The sequence below is a fragment of the Lentiprolixibacter sp. genome, from assembly GCF_982873095.1.
The window spans coordinates 1-22,928 of sequence record NZ_CEYNTP010000014.1 but is presented as its reverse complement, the minus strand read 5'-3'; the positions used below and the strand labels follow the sequence as shown (position 1 = coordinate 22,928).

The 22,928-nt window shown below is 47.8% G+C and carries 18 protein-coding genes; 7 read left to right on the top strand and 11 right to left on the bottom strand.

Translation table 11 applies throughout. From position 1 onward, the window contains the following. Positions 1–1,868, bottom strand: a 1,868-nt coding sequence (locus AC4E7D_RS02045; RefSeq protein WP_490172140.1) for a carboxy terminal-processing peptidase, incomplete at its 3' end; no start/stop codon positions are given. A gap of 309 nt (positions 1,869–2,177) precedes the next feature. Between AC4E7D_RS02045 and surE the strand changes: the two genes are divergently transcribed. From surE to AC4E7D_RS02020, 5 genes are read left to right on the top strand one after another with little or no spacing between them, the layout of a single operon-like run. Beyond that, positions 2,178–2,957, top strand: a complete 780-nt coding sequence (surE, locus tag AC4E7D_RS02040; protein ID WP_490172139.1) for a 5'/3'-nucleotidase SurE — start codon at positions 2,178–2,180, stop codon at positions 2,955–2,957. Beyond that, the gene (locus tag AC4E7D_RS02035) at positions 2,950–3,234 is read left to right on the top strand and encodes a hypothetical protein (RefSeq protein WP_490172138.1); all 285 of its coding nucleotides are present in this window, start codon (positions 2,950–2,952) and stop codon (positions 3,232–3,234) included. The genes surE and AC4E7D_RS02035 overlap by 8 nt, the downstream gene beginning before the upstream one ends. Before the next feature lies 1 nt (position 3,235). Beyond that, positions 3,236–4,345, top strand: a complete 1,110-nt coding sequence (lpxB, locus tag AC4E7D_RS02030; protein ID WP_490172137.1) for a lipid-A-disaccharide synthase — start codon at positions 3,236–3,238, stop codon at positions 4,343–4,345. 33 nt (positions 4,346–4,378) lie between these two features. Continuing rightward, complete coding sequence (locus AC4E7D_RS02025) at positions 4,379–4,942, top strand: C40 family peptidase (protein WP_490172136.1); 564 nt, start codon at positions 4,379–4,381, stop codon at positions 4,940–4,942. Position 4,943: 1 nt separating this feature from the next. After that, a complete protein-coding gene (locus AC4E7D_RS02020) occupies positions 4,944–6,971 on the top strand; it encodes a ComEC/Rec2 family competence protein (RefSeq protein WP_490172135.1) in 2,028 nt (675 codons plus the stop codon). A 3-nt stretch (positions 6,972–6,974) separates the two neighbouring features. Here the strand turns inward: AC4E7D_RS02020 and AC4E7D_RS02015 are convergent, their stop codons facing one another. The 3 genes from AC4E7D_RS02015 to AC4E7D_RS02005 are packed head-to-tail and all read right to left on the bottom strand — an operon-like array spanning position 6,975 to position 12,562. Further along, on the bottom strand, positions 6,975–8,741 hold the full coding sequence (locus tag AC4E7D_RS02015) for a peptide MFS transporter (RefSeq protein WP_490172134.1): 1,767 nt from the start codon (positions 8,739–8,741) through the stop codon (positions 6,975–6,977). 45 nt (positions 8,742–8,786) lie between these two features. Then, positions 8,787–10,355 (bottom strand): peptide MFS transporter, encoded by a 1,569-nt coding sequence (locus AC4E7D_RS02010; RefSeq protein WP_490172133.1) that lies wholly within the window; start codon positions 10,353–10,355, stop codon positions 8,787–8,789. Positions 10,356–10,396: 41 nt separating this feature from the next. Continuing rightward, positions 10,397–12,562, bottom strand: coding sequence for a S9 family peptidase (locus tag AC4E7D_RS02005; RefSeq protein WP_490172132.1), 2,166 nt, complete (start codon positions 12,560–12,562; stop codon positions 10,397–10,399). Between the two features lie 164 nt (positions 12,563–12,726). Between AC4E7D_RS02005 and AC4E7D_RS02000 the strand changes: the two genes are divergently transcribed. Together AC4E7D_RS02000 and AC4E7D_RS01995 are read left to right on the top strand one after the other, a co-directional pair. Continuing rightward, positions 12,727–14,046, top strand: coding sequence for a hydroxymethylglutaryl-CoA reductase, degradative (locus AC4E7D_RS02000; RefSeq protein ID WP_490172131.1), 1,320 nt, complete (start codon positions 12,727–12,729; stop codon positions 14,044–14,046). Between the two features lie 3 nt (positions 14,047–14,049). After that, the gene (locus tag AC4E7D_RS01995) at positions 14,050–14,964 is read left to right on the top strand and encodes a GYDIA family GHMP kinase (RefSeq protein WP_490172130.1); all 915 of its coding nucleotides are present in this window, start codon (positions 14,050–14,052) and stop codon (positions 14,962–14,964) included. A gap of 47 nt (positions 14,965–15,011) precedes the next feature. On the opposite strand, the gene AC4E7D_RS01990 is transcribed toward AC4E7D_RS01995, so the two are convergent. The 7 genes from AC4E7D_RS01990 to AC4E7D_RS01960 all read right to left on the bottom strand — a co-directional run bounded on the left by AC4E7D_RS01990 (position 15,012) and on the right by AC4E7D_RS01960 (position 22,721). Continuing rightward, the gene (locus AC4E7D_RS01990) at positions 15,012–17,132 is read right to left on the bottom strand and encodes a peptidylprolyl isomerase (RefSeq protein WP_490172129.1); all 2,121 of its coding nucleotides are present in this window, start codon (positions 17,130–17,132) and stop codon (positions 15,012–15,014) included. Positions 17,133–17,220: 88 nt separating this feature from the next. Continuing rightward, positions 17,221–18,450, bottom strand: coding sequence for a hemolysin family protein (locus AC4E7D_RS01985; RefSeq protein ID WP_490172141.1), 1,230 nt, complete (start codon positions 18,448–18,450; stop codon positions 17,221–17,223). 62 nt (positions 18,451–18,512) lie between these two features. Then, complete coding sequence (locus tag AC4E7D_RS01980) at positions 18,513–18,713, bottom strand: hypothetical protein (protein WP_490172128.1); 201 nt, start codon at positions 18,711–18,713, stop codon at positions 18,513–18,515. After that, complete coding sequence (lptC, locus tag AC4E7D_RS01975; RefSeq protein ID WP_490172127.1) at positions 18,710–19,312, bottom strand: LPS export ABC transporter periplasmic protein LptC; 603 nt, start codon at positions 19,310–19,312, stop codon at positions 18,710–18,712. Before lptC ends, AC4E7D_RS01980 begins: the two co-directional genes overlap by 4 nt. 3 nt (positions 19,313–19,315) lie before the next feature. After that, complete coding sequence (locus AC4E7D_RS01970) at positions 19,316–20,686, bottom strand: hypothetical protein (protein ID WP_490172126.1); 1,371 nt, start codon at positions 20,684–20,686, stop codon at positions 19,316–19,318. Positions 20,687–20,726: 40 nt separating this feature from the next. Next, on the bottom strand, positions 20,727–21,992 hold the full coding sequence (gene bamG / locus AC4E7D_RS01965) for a BamG family beta-barrel-assembly machinery protein (RefSeq protein WP_490172125.1): 1,266 nt from the start codon (positions 21,990–21,992) through the stop codon (positions 20,727–20,729). Continuing rightward, the gene (locus AC4E7D_RS01960) at positions 21,993–22,721 is read right to left on the bottom strand and encodes a type III pantothenate kinase (protein WP_490172124.1); all 729 of its coding nucleotides are present in this window, start codon (positions 22,719–22,721) and stop codon (positions 21,993–21,995) included. It lies immediately after the preceding gene. Positions 22,722–22,928: the final 207 nt, after the last annotated feature.

The window sequence follows — 22,928 nt, the reverse complement described above, 5'->3', positions numbered from 1 at the left end:
TCGTAGTTCAGGGAAATAATCGTTTGCTCCTGCTGCTTTTTCAGCCATTGTGCATTTTCTTCAATGAGCTTGATCTGCGGATTCTCACTCATCCTCTTCTTACTGTTGGCGATGGTAGCTTCATAGTCGATATACCCCTCCCAAGGCTGATAGCTTGCCGGGGAGATCTTATCCCATTTTAAAGGGTTCGACTGGTCGCGTTCCCCAAGATCGATATAGCTATACCGGTCCGGTACCACCACATCACTTTTCACCCCTTCGAGTTGGGTAGACCCACCGTTAATCCGGTAGAACTTCTGCGTGGTGAGTTTCAGAGCTCCCAAATCTCCGTGCTCATTGCTGCGTACGATATTCTCAAGAGGGATTACATTCTGGACAGTTCCCTTTCCAAAGGTCTGTTTGCTGCCTATAACAATGGCACGTTTGTAATCCTGCATAGCAGCGGCAAGGATTTCAGAGGCAGAGGCCGAAAGCTCGTTGACCAGGATAACCAGCGGTCCGTTCCATTGGATACGCTCATCCTTGTCCTCATACACATCCTTATCTCGCCCGGAAGACCTTACCTGTACGATTGGGCCGTCCTTGATAAAGAGACCAGCCATCTCAACAACCGTTTTCAGAGATCCTCCTCCATTGTCCCTGAGGTCGAGTACCAATCCCTGAACACCTTCCTGTTTGAGGCGTTTTACTTCCTTGGCCACATCCGTAGCTGCATTGCGCTCGGAGTAATCATTGAAATCTACATAAAACTTGGGAAGGTGAATGATTCCGAATTTCTGGTTGCCTTTGATCACGGTAGCCGACTTGGCATAAGACTCTTCCAGTTCCACCACATCACGTGTAATGGATACCACTTCTATGGTTCCGTCAACTTTCCTCACTGTTAGGTCTACTACCGTACCTTTTGGGCCCTTGATCAATTTTATCGCATCGTCCAGTCGCATACCCACAATATCTACGGGAGCTTCGCCATCCTGGCCTACCTTGAGGATCTCGTCCCCCACTTCCAATTTCTGGTCACGCCAAACAGGTCCACCAGAGATAATCTCCACAATCTTGGCACCATCCGGCTTTTTCTGCAACCTGGCCCCAATCCCTTCGAATTTACCTGACATGCTGATGTCAAACTTATCCTTGTCATCCGGGGCAAAATAGTAGGTGTGTGGATCAAACTCATCCACAATGGTATTCAAATACTGAACAAACCAGTCTTTTCTTTCTAAATCGTTGATAAAATCAAAGAATTCGTCAAGCGTTGTGCGGGTCGCCAGGCGCGCACTTTCCTCAATCTCCTTCAGTGAAGGCATTTTGTAACCTGGTTCGGTTTCTGCCTTTTTGGTTTCGTTCTTGATCTTAGTGTCATAGGTGGCTATGGTAGACAACTTCAGCTGTTTTCTCCATCGCTCTTTAAGCGCTTTTCTGTTGGATACAAAACCTTCGTTTTCGTAGTCCACATTAATCGACTCCTCGACACCATAATCGAAAGGAGCTTCCAATACTTCCTTGTAGATGTCCTCGGCTTCCGCCATACGCTCCACCAGTCGGTCATGCACCAAATTGAAGAAACTGATGTCTGTATTTTTGATCTGATCATCCAGCTGGAATTTATAACGCTCAAATTCCAGGATGTCATCTTCAAGAAAATACCGCTTGGTGGGATCAATAATGTCTATGAAATCCTCAAAAACATTAACAGAAAAATCATCGTCAATATCTTTGGGCTCGTAATGTCCCCTTTCCAAGACATAGGTAATCAGGTCAAGCAGGAGCTTGTCCTTGTCATCAGTCTCAAATGCTTTATTGGTAAAACTGCAGGAGGCACCTGCAATCAGGATTATTAAAAATCCGAGGATAAAATTCCTTTTCATGTAATTTTCTTTAGGCTTATTATTCTGTATCTCCTTCATACATCCGTGGCAGCACGAATAATACAGATACCATAATTTTTCAAGTCTCTAATATACTGAAAAAACCATGCCAGTGAGACCGCTCCCGGCATTAATTTTATGTTAAAGCCCCAAGGTACTGCCAGTTACGGATTCTGTTCCCAACGGTATTCACGCACTTCCAGACAGGGCGATTTCCCTGATTTGTGCCGATAAACCATAGGGAAAGCCTATATCCCTTTGCAGGCAATACCGTATTAAAACGTATTTTTGCTTCATAAAGTATACGGAATGCAAAAACCCCTTATTCTGGTTACAAATGACGATGGAATAACGGCTCCGGGCCTTCGCGCACTGGTAGCTTACATGAAGGAAATAGGGGAGGTTGTGGTAGTTGCACCGGATAGTCCGCAATCAGGCATGGGACATGCCATTACCCTGGACAATACTTTGTATTCCAAACAGGTCATTTTTGAAGAGGGCGAGGATGCCCCCCTTGAATACAGCTGTAGCGGTACACCTGCAGACTGTGTTAAACTGGCCCTTCAGGAGCTCCTTCCGAGAAAACCCGACCTGTGTGTGAGTGGGATTAACCACGGCTCCAATTCCTCAATCAACGTAATTTATTCCGGCACTATGAGTGCTGCAATAGAAGCGGGTATAGAAGGTATCCCAGCCATCGGTTTCTCGCTATGTGATTATTCCTGGAATGCCGATTTTACAACAGCTGAGGCAAGTATAAAAAGGATTGTAAGGGAGGCCCTGGTCAACGGTATCCCCAAGGGAGTGGTCCTAAATGTGAATATTCCAAAAACCAATGGTCAAGTTCCTGCCGGGATCAAGGTATGCCGACAGGCGAGGGCCAATTGGAAAGAAAAATTTGACAAGCGGACGAATCCCATGGGAAAAGATTACTACTGGCTCACCGGGGAGTTTGTCTTGCTGGACAAGGGACAGGACACAGATGAGTGGGCGCTGGCAAACGGCTATGTATCCGTGGTCCCCACTCAATTTGACCTAACTGCTCACCACGCTATTCAGGACGTAAATAACTGGACACTTAATGAATAATAAAAAAGAAATACTTATCGGATTTATCGTGGGGCTTATCGCCAACACCATCGGGACTTTGTTGTACATCCTGCTATTCTCGGATATGGGGATTGAGGAAACCTTTGAAGCCGCGGCGCAACAAGGGTATGTGGGCAGTTTGCTCGCCCTTGGGGCCATCCTTAATCTAATTGCTTTCTTCGGGTTTCTGAAAATCAGGAGGGACCAGCGGGCAAGGGGAGTACTGCTGGCGACCGTACTTACAGCCCTGATCATCCTGTATTACAAGTTGTTCTGAGATGAAGTACTATATCATTGCAGGGGAAGCTTCGGGCGATTTACACGGCTCCAACCTCATCAAAGCCCTCAGAAAAGAGGACGATGGGGCGGAAATCCGCTGTTGGGGTGGTGGCCTCATGGAAAAGGCCGGTGGGGTGCTTGTTAAGCACTACCGCGACATGGCCTTTATGGGATTTGCGGAAGTGCTGCTTAACCTGCGATCGATCTTCAGAAACATTGGGTTCTGCAAAAAGGACATTGCCACTTTCTCTCCCGATGTGATCATCTTTATCGACTTTTCGGGCTTTAACCTTAGGATTGCCAAATGGGCAAAACAGAAAGGATATACCACGAACTACTACATCTCTCCGCAAGTCTGGGCCTCTCGGGCCGGGAGAGTAGCCAAGATCAAGAGGGATATTGATGCCATGTATGTTATCCTGCCCTTCGAAACAGAATTTTATGCACAACACGGTATGGATGTCGACTTTGTAGGGCATCCCCTGCTCGACGCGATCGCGGACTTCCCCCCGTCTGACCCTGATGCTTTCCGAACGGAAAACGGATTGCATCCGAACAAACCCATTATTGCCCTGTTGCCGGGCAGCAGGAAGCAGGAAGTGACCAAAATGCTCTCCATAATGCTTAAGACGGCTGCCGATTTTCCTGACTACCAATTTGTAGTTGCCGGGGCACCCAGTCTTGATACCGCCTTCTATCAGGCCCTCTTAAAGGGCAGTTCAGCAATCCTCCTATCAAACAAGACCTATGATCTACTGGGCAACGCCCACGCAGCTCTGGTTACCAGTGGTACGGCCACGCTGGAAACGGCATTATTCGAAGTGCCGCAGGTAGTCTGTTATAAAGGTAGCTGGCTGTCTTACCAGATCGCCAGGCGGATCATAACATTGGACTATATTTCCCTGGTGAACCTGATCATGGAACGGGACGTAGTCACTGAGCTGATACAATCCCAGCTCAACCACCAAAGCCTTACCTCCGAATTGAAAACCATCCTCAATGGCCCCGCCCGGGACATGCAGCTAAAAGCCTATCAGGAGCTAAAAAAAATGCTGGGGGGTCCGGGGGCCAGCCGCAAGACTGCAAGGTTAATTCTGGAAAAAATGTAATTTTGAGGGGAACAGTTGGTAATTGTTCCTGATATGGGTTGGAGGATTTCTGTAGTTTTACTTGCGTTTTTCATTGTGGGCTGTGGTGCCGTCAAGAAGCGAACCACCTATGGGAAAAAACGTAAGGTTACCGTCGTTGCCGCTGAAACCCCCTCTGCCTCAACACCTGAAAACAAGGACTCACTGACCCATTCTACTTCTGCCCCTACCCTGGATAAAGCTGATAAAATCATCAACACTGCCCTGTCCTATTCCGGAGTAAAGTACAAATACGGGGGAACCTCCATGAAGGGTATGGATTGCTCCGGACTGCTGTATGTGTCGTTTTCCAGGCACCAGGTTGAGATACCCCGTACCTCCCACCAACTGGCCGATGAAGGGAAACGCATCAGGGTAGAGGAAGTCACAAAAGGAGACCTTTTGTTCTTTAAGACGAAAGCCAGCGGAAAGCGGATCAACCACGTGGGTCTGGTGGTCTCAGTTAGTGACAATGACATCAGGTTTATACATGCTACCACCTCGAGGGGGGTTATCGTATCCTCCCTGCGGGAAGGGTTTTGGAATTATGCTTTTGTAAAAGCCACCCGCATCCTTTAGGATGAAACCATTTGAATTTATTGCAGTAAAACTTACCCTGTTTTTGGTATCAGGGATACTCCTTGGATATCTCCTTGACATTCCCCCTAAACCGGTCTGCAGCTTGGCGCTTTTATCCCTCTGCTTCCTTGGATGGACAGCCTTGAGGAAATCTTATCTTCCCAAAGCCTTTGCGCTAGGTGCTGTCCTGAGTACACTGCTAACGGGAATGGTATTGTGCACCCTGGCGCTTGACCCTAAGCTGCCCCGGCACTACTCTAAAAATGATATAAATGCCCCAGGGGCTTGGCAGCTCAGGATCCTCGACCTTGGCAAGGAAAACAAATACTATCAGGTGTATACGGGTCGGGTATTGCAGGTTGATGGGAGGCCGGTTAGGGGAAAGATCCGTTTGCTGCTGCGTAAACCCGCCAAACCCATGAACAGCCGTTTCAAAATTGATGATGAGCTTATGGTTTGGGGTAGTGCAAGGGAGATCCCTTCGGCGAAAAACAACTACCAATGGGATTATTCCGAATTCCTCAGGAAACAGAACATCCATCATCAATTACAGGTAGCCCACGATCATGTATTCGCGCTGGAAGGATCAGGTTCCAGCCTAAAAGGATGGGCTAGCAGCATTAGAAGGCAGCTGATCAATAAACTGGAAAAAGCGGACTTCGGGGATAAGGAGTTTGGGATCATCAAGGCCCTGCTGTTAGGACAACGGGCAGATATTGCCCCGGAAACGATAAGACAGTACCAACGTGCAGGGGCCATGCATATACTGGCTATTTCCGGCCTGCATATTGGAATCATACTACTTATTTTACGTTATCTTTTTCAACCGCTTTCCTACCTTCCGAAAGGGCGTTACCTGTCACTTGCAATGGCAGTAATCGCGCTTTGGATCTATGCCTTGATCACCGGTTTTAGTGCGTCTGTGATCCGGGCTACAGCGATGTTCTCCTTCCTTGCCTATACCCTTTTCCTCAACCGTTTGTCGCAAGCTTATAATACCCTGGCCTTATCCATGTTTTTCCTGCTGGTGGTGGTTGACCCGCTCCTGATCTTCCAGGTGGGGTTTCAGATGAGCTATGCTGCCGTCATGGCCATCCTCTGGGTGTACCCTGCGCTGCAGCCCTTATGGAAACCCAGATCCTGGTTCCTGCGAAAAGTATGGCAGTTGATTGTGGTATCCCTCTCTGCACAATTGGGCGTACTCCCCATAAGCCTTTATTATTTCCATCAATTCCCTGCCTTATTCCTTATCAGCAGCCTGGTGATTATTCCTTCCCTCGGGATCATATTGGGAGGGGGGATCCTGATTTCCGCCTTATCCTTACTGGAAAAGCTGCCAGCAGGGCTAGCAAAGGTTTATAACCAGGTGATCTCCTATATGAACGACTTTGTACAATGGGTGTCCGAACAGGAGGCATTCTTTTTTGAAGGGTTGTCATTTGATCATATGGATGTGCTTTTGGCCTATGCTTTCCTGATCAGTCTGATGGTCCTAATCAAAAAACCTTCCTACATTAGACTTAGGAATGCTTTATGCCTGCTATTTCTTGTCCAGGCATGGGGCCTGTACACGGCATATCAAACCCGGCAAACATCGCGGGTCCTGATCATGCATCAGTACAACAATTCAGTGCTGATGCACCAACATGGCACAAGACTTTCCCTCCATTCCTCAAAACCTGAAATGATGGGTAGGTTAGTAAAGGATTTTCGGATAGGTGCAAGGATAAAGGAAGTGGATTATGTTGATCTGAACAGGTTCTACCAGATAGGAGATATTCCTTTAGTACGCCCGGATACGTACGGAATTCCATTCCCGCCCGTACCCCAAAGTCAGGTATGGCTAAGTGAGTCACCCAGGATCAATCTCGACCGCTACATCGCTTATCACCAACCTTCCGTGATCATTGCAGATGGCAGTAATCCGAACTACCTCGTTGAGCGATGGAAAAAAAGTTGTAAGGCAAATAAGGTTGCCTTTCACTATACGGGTGAAGCAGGTAGTTACAGTATAGATTTAAGCCCTTAGGTCCTATCGTACACCGTGCATCAACCTTTTTAATAAAGGGTTAAGTAGTATGGAAACCAGCCCTGCCCCAATGGGCGCAAGGGTAAAAATCAGAAAAAAGACCGTAAGTGAATACTGTTCGCTCACCTTATCAATAAGGCCCCCTAAAGAACCGGCTGCTTTTTGCCCGATGGCAATAGCGAGGTACCAAATCCCAAACATAAAACCTATCATGCGGGCGGGCACCAACTTGCTTAGGTAAGACAGTCCAACCGGGGAAAGGCACAATTCCCCCATAGTATGCAGCAGATATGCAAGGATCAGGAACACCATGCTAACTGAGGCTGTTTTTGCTCCCTGGGGAATGTCGATAGAACCAAAGGCCAAAATGGCAAATCCCAGGCCCAGTAATATGAGGCCCAGTCCGTATTTCATGGCAGCACTCGGATTATACTTGCTTTCCCACCAACGTGAAAAGAGTGGGGCAAGGGTGATAATAAAGAAGGAATTCAGGATTGCAAACCAACTGGCCTCCACTTCGTTGCCTTCCTGGGAAAACTTGTCTACCAGTCTCCATATTACGAGGGACCAAATCCCAACAAAGGCAAGGGCCAGAAAAATATTGGATAAAGGGATCCTGGTATAGGTTTTTTTGAACAGGAGGTACAGTACCCAGGTAATCACCATAAGGGGTACCGTAGTCAGCAGGGCATCCACAATCTTGAAGATCATGGAGGCAGACCCAATCAGGCTCCGGTTTGTATAATCGCGGGCATAGAGGGTCATAGAGCCCAGGCTTTGTTCAAAGGCCGAGAAGAAAAATATTGTAAAAATCCCAAAGATCGCCACGGCAATAATCCGGTCCCGGACCACAGTGGTATAGCGGAATGTCCTGGTAATAATAAGGACCAAAAATAAAAACAAGGCAATCAGCACAGTGGCATTCGATCCGTCCAGTCCTAGCAATTCAAAATTCAGGAGGTTGGCGTTACTGATTTTGGATACCGGATCATTAAAGAGGTACAGCAGCCCTCCCACAACGGAAAGGACGATAAGGATTTTATCAAACAGGGTAAAGGGATTGAGTTTCTCCCCTTCCCCGGATCCGCTTTCTGCCTCTGCCGGTTGCATCTTTTTTTCGTGGGTTCGTTCGGGTTTGTCACCTACCTTGCCAAAAAGGCTGCGTGCCAGCCAGAACTGCATCATGCCCATGAACATGAAGATCCCCGCAAGGCCAAATCCCCAGGACCAGCCGTAGTTCTCTGCAAGGTATCCGCAAAGCATCATCCCGAAGAATGCCCCGGCATTGACCCCCATGTAAAAAATAGTGTAGGCCCCATCTTTTTTAGATTCTTTTCCTTTGTACATCTCAGATATAACCGCAGTCATATTAGGTTTGAAGAAGCCTGTTCCTATGACCAGCAAGGCCAGTCCCAGGTAAAACGACCAGGTCATTTCCAATGCCATGGAGGCATGCCCCAGGGTCATAATAAAACACCCGATAATTACCGCACCTTTATACCCGGTATACCTATCCGCAATGTGGCCCCCTATTATTGGAGTCAAATACAGCAAGGAAGCATAGGTACCGATGAGGGCCAGGGCATTTTCCCTGGGCCATTCCCAGCCTGGATTGTCACTAATCAGAGGCGCAGTAAGGAACAGGACCAGCAGGATGCGCATTCCATAAAAGGAGAAGCGCTCCCACATTTCGGTAAAAAACAAGATCATCAGACCGGCAGGGTGACCCAATACCTTGTCCTTGAATAGATTTTCAATATCTGTATTCATAATCAGCTGTTTGGTTTTCTTGGTATATGCTGGTTAAGCCCTGGTTCATTCGTCTGCTAGTTCAAAACCCTCTGTTTCGTCGTGCTTTGAACCCTCAAGTTCCTCAGCCCCGTGTGTAAGACGTTTCAGAGGTTTCAGAACGAGGATTACCAGTATTCCAAAGACGGTACAGAAGACCCCTATCCCGGTAAATATGGCAAATTCACCATAGTCTGTGGCCGATTCCCCCAAAAGGCCGGCTACTTTATTTCCGAGACCTGTTGCTGCAAAGTAGGCCCCCATCATAAAGGCCATCCAGCGATCCGGAGCCAGTTTTGTAATAAAGGACAGGGCTACTGGAGAAGCACATAGTTCCCCCAGGGTATGGAATAAATAAGCCAGGACGAGCCATTGCATACCCGACTTTTGGATGACCTCACCGGCAGCGTCATAACCTACTTCCTGGCTGGCCACTGACATGAAGAAGAATCCCCATCCCATAATGATGACCCCTATGGCCATTTTAAACAAGGAGGACGACTCCTTGTTACGGTTTTTCCACCATACCCAGAAGCTACCCACTATGGTCGCAAAAATGAGGATAAACAGGGCATTTACGGATTGAAACCAACTCGCCGGCACATTAAAACTTGCCAGTCGTAAATCTGTTTTCTGAGCAGCGTACACATTCATCAATCCTCCGGCCTGTTCAAAGGCACCCCAGAAAATGATAATGATAAGAAAGGACAGGTAAGTCACCAGGATCCGGTCTTTTTCAACCTTGTTTCCATCGTTATACACCACTATGGCCACACCTACTGCAAAGGCCAGTCCTATGATCAGCAGGCCGTAGGACCAGGAGCCCCCGAAGACCCAAACAGCTATCCCAACCAGGACACTGATGGTGAAGCCTGCGATAGAATTGGAATGATTGAAAATGGCACCTATCAGGTTCTTGCTTTCCTTACTCGTACCATCTTCCCGGGTATCCACTACAAGGTTCCCTACATGTTTCAGGTAGCGCTGCCCGTACCAGTAGGTAAGCTGTCCCAGGGCCATTCCGATACCTGCGAGTCCAAAACCGTAATGCCATCCGATATTCTCGCCTACATAGCCTACTACCAGCGCAGCCACGGCAGCCCCGAGGTTGATCCCCATATAGAAGATATAGAACCCCATATCGCGCTTGTTCTGTTCGTTCTTAGGGTACAAGCCCCCTACCATGGTAGAGATGTTGGGTTTAAGCATCCCAACCCCCATCACAATTAATATCAGACCCATATAAAATGCCCAAAGCTCTTCTATGGCAAGTACGCTATGCCCGGCTACCAGTAATAATCCACCAACAAAAACCGATTTTCGCTGTCCCAGTAGTTTATCCGCAATTATTCCTCCCGGGATGGAAGCCACATACACGAACATGGTGTACCAGCCATACAGGGCGATGGCACTGTCATTGGCCCAGCCCAGTCCGGGATTGTCAGCAGCCGTTTCGGCGACCAGGTAAAGGACGAGGATGGCCCGCATTCCGTAGTAGGAAAAACGTTCCCACATCTCGGTTAGGAATAGGATATACAAGCCCACAGGGTGCCCGAAAAGTCTTTTATCGATTTGTGATTTAGTGATCGTTGCCATAATTCATGTTGGTTAGTTTGTCTGTCTCTTGTTAAGTTGGTCTATAGGTTTTCTTTGATAAACTGTGTCATTTTGTTGTACAGGTGCAGGCGGGTATTTCCCCCGTAAATCCCGTGGTTCTTATCGGGATAGATCGCCCACTCAAAGGGTTTGTTCGCCTGGATGAGGGCTTCTGCCATCCGCATGCTGTTCTGTACATGCACATTGTCATCTGCTGAGCCGTGGACGAGCAGGTACTTCCCCTTAAGGAGTTCAGGATAGTTGAAGGGGGAATTGTCATCGTAACCCGAAGGGTTTTCCTGGGGAGTCCTTAAAAATCGTTCTGTATAGATGGTGTCATAAAACCTCCAGCTGGTCACCGGGGCAACGGCAATAGCCATCTCAAAGGTGTCATTGCCCTTAAGCAGGCAATTAGTAGACATGTGCCCACCAAAACTCCATCCCCAGATCCCGGTGCGGGCGGGATCGATGTACGGCAAATCACTCAGCTTTTTGGCAGCTGCAATCTGATCTTCTGTCTCGTACTTTACCAGGTTCAAATAGGTTACTTTTTTAAAATCACGCCCCTTGAGCCCGGTTCCCCTGCCATCCACGCAGGCAATCACATATCCTTCAGCAGCCAGCATTTGGTGCCAATAGTCGTTGGACCCCATCCAGCGATTGGCCACTTGCTGAGATCCCGGGCCGCTGTACTGATACATGAGGAGGGGATATTGTTTTTCCGGGTCAAAATCTGCCGGTTTGATCATATACATGTTCAACACATTTCCATTGATGTCCAGCGTACCGAATTCCTTTGGGGAAATAGAATAGCTCCCCAGCTTGGCCAACAAGCCGTTATTGTCCTTGATATCCTTCACCTTTTTACCGGCAGTGCCCTCCCTCAGGGTGTATACGGGCGGCACCTCAGCACTGGAATAGGTATGAATGAAGTACCCAAAGTCTGCGCTGAAGGAAGCAGAATTGGTGCCGGGGTCAGTAGCCAACTCCCGTTTGCCCTTGCCGTTATTCCGGATACTGTACACCCCGCGGTTGATGGAGCCGTTCTCGGTGGACTGATAAAATATCCGTTTGGTGTCTTTGTCATAACCGTAATATCGGGTTACTTCCCAGGGGCCGGAAGTGATCTGCCTGGCCAGTGTCCCGTCAGGTTTATAAAGGTAAAGGTGGTTATACCCATCCTTCTCGCTCGTCCAAATAAAGCTGTCATCCTCCAGGAACGTCAGATCATCGGTCACATCCACATAGGCAGCATCCTTTTCCTCCATGAGGAGGGAGACTTCAGCCGTCTGGGCATCCACGGCCAGTAGTTTCAAGTGATTCTGATGCCTGTTCAGGGTTTGTACACTCAGGTGGCGGGGGTTATTCATCCATTTGATCCTTGGGATATAATACGCCTCCCCCAGGTCAATCGTCGTCAGGGATCCTGAGCCCAGGTCAAACATATGCAGGCTCACCTCTGCATTGTCCTCACCAGCCTTGGGGTATTTGAATCGCTGTTGCTGTGGGTAGAGTGAGGTACCGAATACGTCCATTGAAAATTCAGGCACTTCGGTTTCATCAAATCGCAGAAACGCAATTTTGGAGCCGTCAGCATTCCATGAAAAAGCCTTGACAAAGGAAAATTCCTCCTCATAGACCCAATCGGTTATTCCATTGATTATGGAATTGAATTTCCCGTCTTCTGTGAGCTGGAGGGTAGACTTGTCTTCCAAATTAAACACGTACAGGTTGTTTCCATAGGCGTAGGCAATTTTGGAACCGTCCGGTGAGTAGGTGGGCTCCTGAATTTTATTGTCCGATACTTTAATTGCTTTCCCGGAAGCCCGGTCATAGCTGTAATAAATCCCTTTGCGAGACCTGCGGTAAATGCGATCCACTTCCGTGGCCAGCAAGATCTTTTTTTCATCCTTGCTAAAGGTATAGCCACTGAAACTGGAGATATCCGGAAGCATTGCAGTAGACACCAGAGTTCCTGTTTTTTGCTGGGTTTCGTATTCATAGAGATCCACAGCAACCGTTTTGGCATTTCGGTCACGGTTCAGGACAGTGTAATGTTTACCGTCTTGCAGGGGATGCAGGGCATCTAGCCCCTGTGTGATAAAAGCCCCGTTCCAGATCTCATCCAGTGTTATTTTCTTCTGTTGTGCGGTCGTGAAATGCAAGGTCCCGATAAAGAGGAGGACGGACCAAAGTATCTTCTGCATCTATGGGTAGGGAATTGATTACAACCCTCAAGTTTACTAATAATTTCGCGAATTATAGAGAATTGCATCCAAAATCTTGCCCTCATAATTTGGGCAGGAGGGCTGCTGAAAAAGAGGCCTTTCGCAGCCGAATCACTATCTTTACACCTGCTAAAAGTAATGGTATGAGTGGACCTGTTGAGGGATTCTCCAAACTGTCTAAAGAAGACAAGATGCGCTGGGTGGCACAGCACTACACCCGGGATCCGGACAAAACGGTGGCGCTGATCAAAAAATACTGGAATGAAGACGAAAAACTGCAACGCCTTCATGACGAATTTATAGAGAACACCATCACTAATTTTTACCTGCCCATGGGTATAGCCCCTAATTTCCTTATCAACGGAAAGCTATATACCATGCCGATGGCCATTGAGGAAAGTTCAGTGGTGGCTGCTGCCAGTAAATCCGCAAAATACTGGCTGAAACGCGGGGGATTCCGCACCAGGGTACTGGGAACGGAAAAGGTGGGCCAGGTACATTTCCTGTACAATGGAGATCCTGCCAGGCTCGGAAAATTTTTTGAGAGTGTAAAGCCAGAGCTTATCCAAAGTGCCTCACCCATCACCGCCAACATGGAGAAAAGAGGGGGAGGTATTACGGATATCGAGCTCAGGGACAAAAGCGGGGAATTGGCCCATTACTACCAACTGCACTGTACCTTTGAAACCCTGGATGCCATGGGGGCCAACTTTATCAATTCCTGTCTGGAACAATTTGCAAAAACATTAAAGGCAGCAGCACAGGAATATGAGGATTTCACCGAGGAGGAGAAAAACCTGGAAGTAGTGATGAGCATTCTCTCCAATTACGTACCCAACTGCCTCGTACGTGCCGAAGTATCCTGTCCTGTAAGTGAACTCAACGAGGACTCCGGGATCAGTGGGGAAGCCTTTGCTGAAAAAATTGTCCAGGCCGTTCGAATAGCTGAAATTGAACCTTTCAGGGCCGTAACACATAACAAGGGCATAATGAATGGCATTGATGCCGTTGTCCTGGCCACAGGTAATGATTTCAGGGCCATAGAAGCCGGGATACACGCCTATGCGGCCCGCAAGGGCAAATACCAAAGCCTCACCCACGCCCGTGTGGAGAATGGTATGTTTCATTTGTGGATCGATGTGCCCCTTGCCCTGGGTACTGTGGGTGGGCTTACCAGCCTCCACCCGATGGTAAAACTGGCGCTGGAAATCCTTCACCAGCCCAAAGCAGAAGAATTGATGCAGATAGTAGCCGTAGCCGGACTGGCACAGAATTTTGCCGCCCTGCGTTCCCTTGTCACCACCGGGATACAAAAAGGGCATATGAAAATGCATTTGCTCAATATCCTCAATCAACTTGGGGCCACCGAAGAAGAAAAGGTGAAGATGGTTGAGTATTTTAAAACGCATACCGCCACGCATAACGAGGTGGTGGAAGCTTTCCAAAAACTTAGAGCACAATAGGTCTTGACTACGTATTACAGCAACGGCAAACTTCTGCTTACCGGAGAATATGCGGTGCTAGATGGGGCGTTGTGCCTTGCCTTGCCTACGGTATACGGACAGGAACTTAGTGTTAGAAAACTTCCCGAAGCCGAAGTGCAATGGACAAGCAGGGACCACAGAGGAAAGCCCTGGTTCCAGGCCAATATTGCGCTCTCACGCTTAGATGACCCCAGGAAAGAAAAGGTGCTGGGTAAAACCACTGAAGAGGTCCTGGTTCAAGTCCTGAAAGAAGCAAAAGAACTCAACCCGGATTTCCTGTCTGGAAATAGGGGTTTTTCTGTGACCACAGAAATGGATTTTCCAAGGGAATGGGGCTTGGGCACTTCCTCAACACTGATCAACAATGTGGCCACGTGGAGCGGGACAGATGCCTACCAATTATTAGAACACACCTTTGGGGGCAGTGGATATGATATTGCCTGTGCCCAGCACAAGCATCCCATCCTGTACCAGCTGGTGAACGGTAGGCCGAAAGTAGAAGAAATTTCATTTGCGCCCGACTTTGTTTCCTCTTTGTTTTTCGTTTACCTCAACCGCAAACAGGATAGTCGCGAGGCTATTGCCCACTACAGGGAGCATACAACTGAAAGAACAAGCCTGGTTGAAGAGATCAGCACCCTAACCAGGGAGATTGCCAAGTGTGATCATCTGGAGGCGTTTGAAGCACTCCTCGATCGCCATGAAGCGCTTATCAGTGATGCGATAGGTCAACTTCCCATCAAGCACACCCTATTCCCGGACTATCCCGGAAGTATCAAAAGCCTGGGGGCATGGGGCGGAGATTTTATCCTGGCTACAGGTCCGGCTTCATATCATGCCTATTTTCAGAAGAAGGGGTACGGTACCATTATCCCCTACTCCAAAATGATCCTATAAAAAACCCCGGCACAATTGCCGGGGTTAATTTATTGCGTGAGGAAATCCTAGTAAAAAACTGAACGGTTATCCTCTATTTCTGCCTTGTTCTTCAGGGCGGTGTATACCGCATTGTTCACCCGTAAGGCATTTGTCGATTGCAGGTTTGCCGCGTAGGTGGCGTAATTGTCCATCTCAGGCGCGGCCTCCTTTTTGGTTACTTCGATCAGGAAAACACCAGTTTCCCCCTCGATCAACTGAGAGGTATTTCCCTCTTCCATGGCAAAGGCTGTGCCCACAACAGAAGCTTCACGTCCCGCACCCGGGATGGTTGGTGAGCTTACCGTAAGTGCTGAAGCGGTTGAAATAATGGTGTTGTTGGCCGTAGCCAGTTCTTCCAGGGACTTCCCGCTATTCTCTGCTATGATCTTCGCCGCTTTCTTTTCCTTTCTGATCTTGGGTAATGCAGTTGCTGAGGCATCTTCAACGGCCATCAGGCCTTCATTGTACTTAGCAGTTAGCTGCACAACGGCATAGCCACTATTGATATTGAAGCGTTTGATATCGCCCACTTCAGTGTCTTCATTAAAGGTCCACTGTACAATGCTCCGTTGAGAGGAAAGGCCAGGGAGGTTCTCGTCCATGGCTTTGATCTTGTTCACTGGCCTGATAACCACACCACTTTCCCTGGCCACATCTTCAAAGGGAGTATCCCCCGTGGTTGCTGCCATTTCGAACTTAGTGGCTTCGGTAAAGAGGGTGTTAATGGTTTCTTCAGAAGGTTCAATCGCCCGCGTAAGGTCGGCCAGCTGGACGATATCCTGCTTATCATCCACACGTACAATGTGGTATCCAAACTCAGTTTCCACCAGGCCGATATAGTCTACCGGGTTGCTAAAAGCAAAGTCGTTAAATTTTGGGGTCATTATCCCTTCCTGGAAATATCCCAGGTCTCCTCCCCTGGGTGCTGAAGGACCGTCTGAGTTATCACGGGCCAGCTGAGAAAAAATGGCGTTGGGTTGTTTTGCTTCTTCCAGCAGTTCCTGTGCCCGCTTTTCTGCCTCTTCCTTGGTACGCGTCACCTCTGGGTTGGCCCTCAGGGCACCAGCATAGGTGACCAGTATATGGCTCGCCTTTACAGAACCGTTGGGCTTGCGCGCCATCATACGCGAAACTTTAAAGGTATCCCCATCGCGATACGGCCCGAACACTTCCCCTACCTCAAGGGCCATAAGGGAATCGGCAAAACTGCCAGGCAAAGCGTTTTTGGCCTTGAAAATGGTGTCGAATTTGGAATCGGAATTTCGGTCCAGAAAAGCCGCGACATCAGTAGTCGTACGGAATCCGGCGATAGTCACAGTAGTGTCCCTGTCCGCGTTGTATTCCTCGGTATCTGAAAGCAGGCCAGTAACGGCAGTTTTTATCGCTTCCACATCCGCTTCGGAAGGTTTTTCCTCGAAATAGACAAAACGGATGTCCCTGGCTTTTTCCTGTTTGTAATCCGCTTCGTGCTCTTTTATGTAGGCCTCGATTTCACTCTTGGTAACCACAATAGCACTATCCGGGATACTGGAATACGGTACCCGAACATAGCGGATATCCACTTTATCATTGGCGAGACGGTATTCCAGCTCCCCCTCTTTTAACGTGGATGTCATTCCAGCCTTGATCAGGTTGAAATAGGATTGTTGTCTGGCGCTTTCTATAATCGATTGCTCATCCTGCAACCAGTCCTGGTACTGGCTGGGCGCACTGAGTTTAAGTTCTGCAATGAAATCACGGAAAAGTCCCTCGTCAAACACCCCGTTCTCATCCACAAACTGAGGATTCTGGCTGATCCCCGGGCTGGATTTGATCACTTCGATGATCTGGTCCTGTTCAATGGAGATCCCTAGATCAGCGATTTGCTGGTCCAGGATGGTGTTGCGTTCCAGTTGGTTCCAAACGCTGTTCACCAGCTGTGTCGAAGAGGCCCCGGGCCCGCTCCTGCGGGAAATGCGCTCAACCCGCTGGCGGAAATTATCAATTGAGATTTGCTCGCCGTTGATTTCACCTACGGCAGAACCAATCTTACCCCCACCCAGGTCGTTACTCGTAAAAATCCCCGAGATCACAAAGGCAAACAAGGCCATCCCGATGATTAAAATGAGTACTGTGGTGCGCTTCCGTATATTCTCTAAAATTGCCATTCGCTTATGTTTAAATCAGTGCGCGAAAATAGCATTTTCCGGTTAATAATAAAAGGAATAAAGCCCCAATCTATCAGGCATTTGCCTCCTAATCGTTCTCTACGACCTTCAGGGCCACCAGGTCAATTTTTGTACTGGAAACCTCCAGTATAGTAAACAGATAACCCTCAATCCTGATCTCGGAGTCCTGTTCCGGAATTTCTCCGGTGACGTTGACAATAAGCCCTCCCAGAGTCTCGTATTCCTCACTCTCCGGCAGGTCCAGTTTATACTGCTCGTTGAGGTAATCCACCTCATGTCTTGCTGAAAATTTATAGGTATCGATATCTAACTGCTCCTCATGGAGGTCAGTTGAATCGTGTTCGTCTTCGATCTCCCCGAACAACTCCTCTACGATGTCTTCCACGGTCATAATACCGGAAGTCCCCCCGTATTCGTCAAGGACTACCGCCATACTTTTACGCTTTTTGGTAAGCACGTTCAGGATGTCCTGTATCAGCATGGTCTCCGGAACAAACTCAACGGGAAGCAGGATACTTTTTATGGTTTTGGGACGCTTGAACAATTCATAGGAGTGTATGTAGCCAATAATATTGTCTATGGTGTCCTTGTAGACCAGGATCTTGGAGTACCCGGTTTCCGTAAAGAGCTTGGCCAAATTTTTTGGGGTTTCGTGTATTTCTACCGCCATGATCTCGGTTCGGGGAACCATGACTTCCCGGGCTTTTACGGCAGAAAATTCCAGGGCATTCTGAAAGATCTGTATTTCTGAATCCACTTCATCTTCCTCTTCTACCGTTTCCATTTGTTCGGTTATGTAATCGCCCAGCTCGATCTTGCTAAAGGCGAGTTGCACCTCATCCCCGTCTGTCCTGAAAAAGGTTTTCAGGATCACATCAGATACGCGAATCACAAAGTCAGACAAAAGGGAAAAGAGCAAATAAAACAGGTAGGCCGGGAAGGCCAGTATCTTAAGGAGGCTGTTGGCATAGATCTGGAAGAGCACTTTTGGCAGAAATTCAGCAGTGATCAGAATGATCAATGTAGAAATGACCGTTTGGGTCAGCAGGCTGAAATCAGTTAACAGGGCCTGGAGAAGGGGATTTTCCAGGGGGAGCATCCCCTGAAACCACTGCATCAGCACATCGCCCATGTAAAAACCATACACCACCAGGGCGGCGTTGTTGCCAATGAGCATGGTGGCGATAAATTTGGAGGGTTTCTGAGTAATACGCGACAGGATCCCGGCCAGGAAGCCCTCCTGTTTTTTCTCGATCTCTATATGGATCTTATTTGCCGATACAAAGGCGATCTCCATCCCGGAAAAAAATGCCGAGAGCAACAAGGAAATAACAATAATGATCAGGGGGGTCTCCAATGCTATTGCTGGTCTCGTTTTCGCTGTTCAAACCTTTTGCGGTAGTTCCTCCTGAAGACGAACATGGCAATGGAAACGATCGCAAAAAATATAAAGATATAGGTCCCCTGCCGGTCGGTCTCCCATAGATCAACGATCTTGTAAATGGAAATGATGGCCACAGCCAGGTAGAGGTATTCAGTGTATTTTAAAATCTTTATCATGACTGGTCTTCTTTTATGGTCATTAGTCCGTAGGTCCTTTGGGCATTAAAGGAACTGAAGTCCCGGTTGAAATCCATACCTTCTCCATCCATAACGGTACCCTCTTCTGGATTGGTATAACGGAATTTTTCCTGTGTAAAGATCCATTCCAGACTGCGGTCCCAGTATAATTGCGGGGCTTCCAGCTTTTTGCCGTCATGGGTTGTAATTACCACATTGCCCCTGAGGTCGATCAGGTTGGTATTGGAATAGATGATGCCGTAATCTGCAGTGATGGTACTTTTATTGTTCTCCTCGTCAAAAAACTCCACCTCCAGTCCTTCCGGAAAGGTCCGGTGCTTAAATCGGAGGTTGTCATAATCCTCACTCAGAGGGCTTTTGAGTACAGCGATAATCCTGGAAGAAGCGGTATCCTGTGTATCCATGGGATTGGTTTCCGTATAGGTGAGGGTGAAATTAGAAGCTACCCCCTGGGGGAAAATATTCTCACCAGCTTCTTCCCCAATGCGCTTGTACTGGTCCTGGCAGCCTAAAAAAAACATTGCCACAGCGAAAACCATGGCAATGCAATATAAGTTATATCCGCAAATGCGTTTCATATGTTACAAAGTGGGTACCCGAACACTGCCGCCTACCCAGCATTTGAAAGTCAACATTTGTCCGGCCAGACCGGAGTTGAAAATATCCGTTTTGGAAGGCGCTTTGGCGCTGTAGCTGGCAGCTGCCTTATTCGCTCTGGAACTTAAAGAAGGATCTACCCTTGCTGCTTTTCGGGCCATTTCGGCTGCTTTCCAGTAGATAGCACGCTTTTCAAAAGGTGTTTCCCCGCAGTCGTTAGCACTGGTCGCATAGAGATTTGCGATCAACAAATAGGCTTTCCCGTTAGATGAGTTGGCTTCAATCGCCTTAAGGCAATAGCTGCGCGCCTGAGATTTGCTAAACCTCCGTGCAATAGTTGCCGCCTTATACAGAATGTTGGATTTTTTATAAGAGTCTGATTCCAACTCAGCAGCTTTATCAAAATCTGCAATGGCCCCACGGGTATCCCCGTCGGCAGCTTTCAGTGTTCCACCATACACATAGGCACTAGCCGAAGGCTCTAAAGCCAGCTGGGCCTCAAACAGTTTTCGGAACAGGGGGTCGTCTGTACATTCTTTGCTAAACATACGGCCCACAGCACGCTTTACCCATACAATATCTCCTTTTTTCTGATCAAAACTCTTTTGATACAAGGGGATGAGGTTTTGACAATCTGCCAGTGCACCAAGTTTGGAATCAATACTGGAAGCAATCTTACCGTAAGATTCAGAGTTGGTGGTAGCCACCTTCAGTTGTCTTTTCTCCTTAGACGTCAGCGTACCAGCATCTTCCTTCGGCAACAACCGTGTGATACGATCAGTAAGCTTCTTGTTTTCTTCCTCGATCTTCTCTACCACATCGTCATAAATATCAAATACCACCTGCAGTTCCTGTTTCCCTTCATTATGAAGATCTACCAGGCTGGAAAAATAAAGGTAGAGTGCTTTTGGATTCTTAAAGTTCTTACGATCATTCTTGAAAGCATCGTCGAGCATTTTAAAAAGTTCCTCGTCAGAAGCCATCTTATTATCGTACAACAAAATAGATCTATCCTCTGCCACCCCAGCTACTGTAAATTTCCCGGGATAGTATTGCCGGCTCTTGTCGTAGAGGGAGAGCAGGTCCTGGATGTACCCATCTTTTTCCGCACCAGAAGACTTCTTAATCTTGTCTTTCAGGATCCTTTCACCATAGGTAAAATTCGCCCGGTTAAGGTCCGGACAGGTTTCATATACCATTTTCCATGGCGAATAGGCGGCATCATAATTCTTAACTTTCACATGCTCTGAATATATAGACAGGTTTGTCATACATTCAGGATTTTGAGCCTGACCAAAACTTACTCCAGACACACCCAAAACCGCAATCGTCATTAAGATCAGTTTCTTTTTCATTTTGATTCTAGATTTAAAGCGGTAATGTACTAAATTTTTATCAATTTATTTTCCTTTTCTGGAACCAAAGGCTGTTAAACGATAGGCCCAGATTGACTTTCAGATAACTTTCCTCAACAAGGTTGTTCATCGATGTGCCCCTTCTGCCTAATTCAAAACCGAGGTTGAGATTAGAAAAATCACGTCCCAGTGGCATACCTAGTCCAAATGTTATGCCAAAATTGTTTACTTCCTTGTCGTTGATAATGAGACCGGTCTTTTGATACCGCAGTCCTGCACGGTAGGTAATCCGATTCAGATACGAACTGAACGAGTTGTAATCCGGCACGAAGAAACCCCCGAAAGCGACAGTACTCGCATCCTGATAGGCGAGGTTTTCATAGGTAATAAATTCGTTCCGGAAGGTACTGAGTTCCTGCATGCTGTACTCCGCCCCGAGGAACCATTTCTTGTCCTCACCAAGTCCCAGCCCAAAAGTAAAGGTAGTAGGGATCTTGATTTCGGTGTTTTTACGCCCCTGGGCTTCCAGGTCTACTTCAAAAACTTCGATATTCCTGCCCGTAGTCCTGGAAAAAGAACCAATAGTCTGTGTGTTTTCAGAAACCAGATTGGCCTGGGTATTTACTGTAGCCGAGGTAAACAGGCTAAGCTTTTCGCTGATTTTTGGGGTAAAGGTGGCCCCGTAGTTAAAATCAAATCCATTCACGCGGGATTCCCGGCGGTCGAGCGTCCCAAATTGAACATTCTCCACACTTTGGATACGGTTGTTATTGAGGGTGCCAAAACTAAAATTTATCGTAGCCCCGATATGCAGGTTCTTTGATAGTTGTAGCCCGGTAGACAGAAAGAGCTGGTCCAGGCCTCCATCGCCAGAGTATTCGTTAAGCACATTGGCCCCGTTCCCGTTAACGGATTCATCTAACAGGTTATAGCCTACAGAGGAAAAAGGCATAATACCGAAACCGAAGCCGAGGAGTCTGCCCACAGGAAAACCCAGGGCCAGATATTCCAGGTTAGTAACGCTGGTATTCTGTTGTTCGGAAAAGGTATTTAAACGGAGCTCTTTATGGGAAAGTGCTGCCGTATACGTAGTCAGCCGCAGTTTGCCGTAAGCCGCAGGGTTTCTCAGGTTGACGTGGATGCTGTCTGTGTACATGCTCAGTCCTCCCATCATCTGGTTTTCTACCGTTCCTATGGATCGGAGGTCGCCATAACCAAAGAAGGAATAGGGGGAAACAGTCCCGTTCTGGGCAAAAAGTCCTGTTGCCGAGAGGCAGACCATGGCTAACAGTAGTGTTCTAAACATCTAGCTTTTGTTGTGTTCCAGCAAAAAATTCAAACCCTGGAGGAGAAAATTAGAATGCGCAAATATGGTATTTTTAAGTTGTTTAGACAAAAATTGGGCGTCTCCCCCTGTTAAAATAACTGTTAAATCTGGGAAACGCAGCTGGTATTGCGCTATCGCCCCTTCCATCTCAAAGCAAATCCCATTGACCACACCGCTGTGCATACTGTGGGCTGTAGACGTTCCAATAAGGTCCTCCGGGGCATGGGGTTCCAAATTGGGAAGTGCGGATGTGCCCGCGTGCATGGCGGAATAACGCATCCTTACTCCCGGGGAAATAGCACCCCCCAGATAGACGGCGTCTGCGGTGATGAGGTCGTAGGTCAGGCAGGTACCTGCATCGATGACCAGAACATTGAAGCCTGGGTATTGGCTTACCGCAGCGGCGGCCAGGGCCATCCGGTCTTTTCCCAGGGTTTCCGGGGTGCCATAGGCCATTTTGTAGGGGAGTTTCAGCTCCTGATCTAGGAGAAACAGGGTACAACCAACGGGCAACCACTCCTCTTCTTTGAGGATCCATGGCCCAACAGAAGACAGCAAAACGCTGTTAATGTCCGGATATTCATCAAACACTGATTCCAGAGCTGAGGACACTTCGGTGTAGTCCACAATACGCAGGAAATCCAGAGTTTGAGAGTCAAAGACGGCCAGTTTTACAGCCGTATTTCCGGCATCGATCACAAGGTTCATTTTACAAAGATGAAAAATTTAAAAAAGAACCCGCTTTTTTTAGTATTTCGTTTGTAGTTCCTAAATTTGCAGGTATATTTGCGACCGCCTTCGCCAGCCTACTTCGCCTAGGCTATAGAGGTTAAAAGGCTTCGGCGGGTGCAGACCCGCAGGAGGTACCTTAGCTCAGTTGGTAGAGCAACGGACTGAAAATCCGTGTGTCCCTGG

Bases quoted from the DNA above. Each gene is read 5' to 3' on its own strand.
- surE (WP_490172139.1), top strand. From the start codon at position 2,178: ATGCAAAAACCCCTTATTCTGGTTACAAATGACGATGGAATAACGGCT.
- AC4E7D_RS02035 (WP_490172138.1), top strand. From the start codon at position 2,950: ATGAATAATAAAAAAGAAATACTTATCGGATTTATCGTGGGGCTTATC.
- lpxB (WP_490172137.1), top strand. From the start codon at position 3,236: ATGAAGTACTATATCATTGCAGGGGAAGCTTCGGGCGATTTACACGGC.
- AC4E7D_RS02025 (WP_490172136.1), top strand. From the start codon at position 4,379: ATGGGTTGGAGGATTTCTGTAGTTTTACTTGCGTTTTTCATTGTGGGC.
- AC4E7D_RS02020 (WP_490172135.1), top strand. From the start codon at position 4,944: ATGAAACCATTTGAATTTATTGCAGTAAAACTTACCCTGTTTTTGGTA.
- AC4E7D_RS02015 (WP_490172134.1), bottom strand. From the start codon at position 8,741: ATGAATACAGATATTGAAAATCTATTCAAGGACAAGGTATTGGGTCAC.
- AC4E7D_RS02010 (WP_490172133.1), bottom strand. From the start codon at position 10,355: ATGGCAACGATCACTAAATCACAAATCGATAAAAGACTTTTCGGGCAC.
- AC4E7D_RS02005 (WP_490172132.1), bottom strand. From the start codon at position 12,562: ATGCAGAAGATACTTTGGTCCGTCCTCCTCTTTATCGGGACCTTGCAT.
- AC4E7D_RS02000 (WP_490172131.1), top strand. From the start codon at position 12,727: ATGAGTGGACCTGTTGAGGGATTCTCCAAACTGTCTAAAGAAGACAAG.
- AC4E7D_RS01990 (WP_490172129.1), bottom strand. From the start codon at position 17,132: ATGGCAATTTTAGAGAATATACGGAAGCGCACCACAGTACTCATTTTA.
- AC4E7D_RS01985 (WP_490172141.1), bottom strand. From the start codon at position 18,450: ATGGAGATCGCCTTTGTATCGGCAAATAAGATCCATATAGAGATCGAG.
- AC4E7D_RS01980 (WP_490172128.1), bottom strand. From the start codon at position 18,713: ATGATAAAGATTTTAAAATACACTGAATACCTCTACCTGGCTGTGGCC.
- lptC (WP_490172127.1), bottom strand. From the start codon at position 19,312: ATGAAACGCATTTGCGGATATAACTTATATTGCATTGCCATGGTTTTC.
- AC4E7D_RS01970 (WP_490172126.1), bottom strand. From the start codon at position 20,686: ATGAAAAAGAAACTGATCTTAATGACGATTGCGGTTTTGGGTGTGTCT.
- bamG (WP_490172125.1), bottom strand. From the start codon at position 21,992: ATGTTTAGAACACTACTGTTAGCCATGGTCTGCCTCTCGGCAACAGGA.
- AC4E7D_RS01960 (WP_490172124.1), bottom strand. From the start codon at position 22,721: ATGAACCTTGTGATCGATGCCGGAAATACGGCTGTAAAACTGGCCGTC.